3 protein-coding genes are annotated in these 2,521 nt (G+C 48.8%); 1 reads left to right on the forward strand and 2 read right to left on the reverse strand.

Annotated features, from left to right (window positions below):
* Together ACYC56_RS15220 and ACYC56_RS15225 are read right to left on the reverse strand one after the other, a co-directional pair.
* Positions 1–289: prenyltransferase (locus tag ACYC56_RS15220; RefSeq protein ID WP_461375019.1), on the reverse strand; the 289-nt coding region annotated here is incomplete at its 3' end.
* A gap of 61 nt (positions 290–350) precedes the next feature.
* Entirely contained in the window at positions 351–701 is a 351-nt protein-coding gene (locus ACYC56_RS15225; RefSeq protein WP_461375020.1) for a hypothetical protein, read from the reverse strand.
* Here ACYC56_RS15225 and ACYC56_RS15230 point away from each other — a divergent pair.
* The coding region (locus ACYC56_RS15230; RefSeq protein WP_461375021.1) for a tetratricopeptide repeat protein at positions 690–2,521 on the forward strand (1,832 nt) is incomplete at its 3' end. The genes ACYC56_RS15225 and ACYC56_RS15230 overlap by 12 nt on opposite strands.

The raw sequence follows: 2,521 nt of genomic DNA on the forward strand, positions 1-2,521 counted from the left end.
AAACGGCCAGGATAAATACCCTGCGGGGGCTTAAGTTAGCCTCCTGAATAACCCGGCTTCCACCGCTGAACGGAGTGGGATGCAGGTTGAGCACATCGCTGCCCCGGGCATCGAAATAATCATTGACCAGGTTAGCGGCCAGATGAAGGGACCCTACGCCTATCATTATCAAGATGAATTCGAGGCCCCGGAAAAACCCGTGATGATAGGCCTGACCGGCGGCCAAAAGGACTGGAATCAAAGAACCGGTCAGGAAGGGCAGGCGCATGGCCCGGACATAAATATTCATATTTAACCTCCAAAAGTTATGGGCCGAATCCCTTAACTATATAATATAGCCACCTTTTCTGTCAAGATGCAAATCGTCTCAGGAACTGTTTGTTGACAAAATTCAGGCATCCGTATATCTTTCTCAAAAATAATTTTTTAGCAACAAAGGATATGCCCTCATGCCTTTTTCCACCACCCCGGATATCTCTCCGGAAGATCTGTTGGCTTCCCGTCCCCTGTTTTCTAAAATTTTCCAGGGTCTCTTTTCTTTCCATTCGCTCAATTTTTATTTTCCCGAACGTCCCCAATCGGCCCTGACCTGGAGGGAAGGCGGGAACCTGGAAGAATTCGTAGGCAGCAACTGGGTCTCCCAAAAGGAAATGTACTATGACCCGGAGCGAAAGAGACTTTTTTGGCCTTTGGTCTTTCATGGCACAACGATAGGATTCCTGGTACTTTTCGGACTTCCTCAGATTCCTGAAGCCGAAGAAAGGACGCTGTTAGAGCGGTTGTCCTACATCGCCCTGGAAATGACGGCCTTAAAAAAGCAGGTTCAGTTGGACCCTGTTACCGGCCTCTATCACGAAGGGGCTTTCCGGAAATCCCTGATTCGGGTTTTAAAGGAATTCACCCAAAAAAAGGAAGACCGAAAACCGGAAAAATTGAGTCTGGCAAAGGGGCAGCCTTCGCCGGCCTTGATTCTTGGGTTTCTTTCTCTTAAACCAAAACATCCCCCCATGGGTTCTTTCTCCCCTTCCCTGGGAACGGAGTCACGGGTCTGGACTAAAGAAATTTCCGGCGCCTTTCCCAGGGGGACGATCCTGGCCACGATTCATCACCACCCTCTGATCCTGGGTTTTGTTGTCCCTTCCCTGGAAGAAGGAAGGCATCCTTCGTTTCCCATTTTTCAAATTACCCCGGGAATGAAATCAAGGTTTATTTATCATTTGGGATGGGCCGGATTCAATCCCCGGGCCCAGGAAACCTTTCAAGGAAACCCTTCCCAGTATTATCGGATGACCCTGTGGTGGGAACAGTCCTGGACCGCCCTTAATTCGGCCCAATACCTGGGGGAAAATACCGCCCTGGGTTTTGATGAAATTCTTGTTAAAGCCGGCAGGGTCATGGACCTGCTTCCCAGTCATCGGATTGTAATTAACCTGGGACAAAAAGCCGGGGTCAGCCCTTTTATGCGATTTTCTATTCTGGAAGACGGCGATCCGGAACAGGAGAAAGGATTGGCTATTCCGCTCGAGATCCAGGAGGACCTTTGTATCGCCGAAGTCATTTATCTCCGGGAATCAGGACTGAGCATTCAAAAAAATGACTGGGTACGTCTAGCCTCTCCCGACAGTAAAAAAATGGGGGACCTGAAAGAAGGAACTTCTCTATCCAACGTCCCTCTTCGTTCTTTTCAAATGTTCCAGCAGAAACTTCGAGAGGCCTTGAAAGTCACTGAAAAATTTTCTCTGCTCATCGGACGGATGGATGATTATGCCAACCGTTTAAAGCTCTGGGGGGAAAGGAGCCTGGTAGAAATCCAAAAAGAAATGAACCTTGGCCTGGAAGAAAGACTACCGGCCGGCGGGGTGCTGGGTCCTTATGGGCGCGATGGATTTATCCTTTTTATCCCGGAAATGGATAAGGAAGAGGTTGGCTTGTGGGCCGGAAATTTAATGGAACAACTCAAACAAACCCTTAATCTATCCCTTTCTTTTGCCCTGGCCGATTATCCTTATCCTCCCTTTCATAAAGGGGAGATTCTTGAAAACACAATAAAGGCCCTGGACCATCTGGCCTTCCTTGGCCCGGGTTCTTTGATCGCCTTTGATTCCATCAGCCTTAACATCAGCGGGGACAAACTTTACAATCATGGAGACCTCCCAGAGGCTGTCCGGGAATATGAGAAAGCCTTAATTCTCGATCCAAATAATATTAATGCCTTGAACAGCCTCGGGGTTTGTTATGCCGATCAAGGGCAATTGGAACAGGCGGTTGAATCCTTTCATCGCGTCCTGGCCGTATCGAAGGATGATTTTATGGCTTCATTCAATCTGGGATTTGCCCTGGCTCGTCAGGGGAGGAATGAAGAAGCGATCAATATCTGGGAAGCCCTGGCCCAAAGATACGGCGCCGACTTTGATCTGGCCTATCACCTGGGGAGGCTCTACCGGGAACAGGGGAATATCAATCAGGCCTATCTTTGGTTTAAACGGGCCGAAGAATCCCCGGATAAAAAAGGGTTTATTTA

The sequence above is a fragment of the Candidatus Aquicultor sp. genome, from assembly GCF_054640775.1.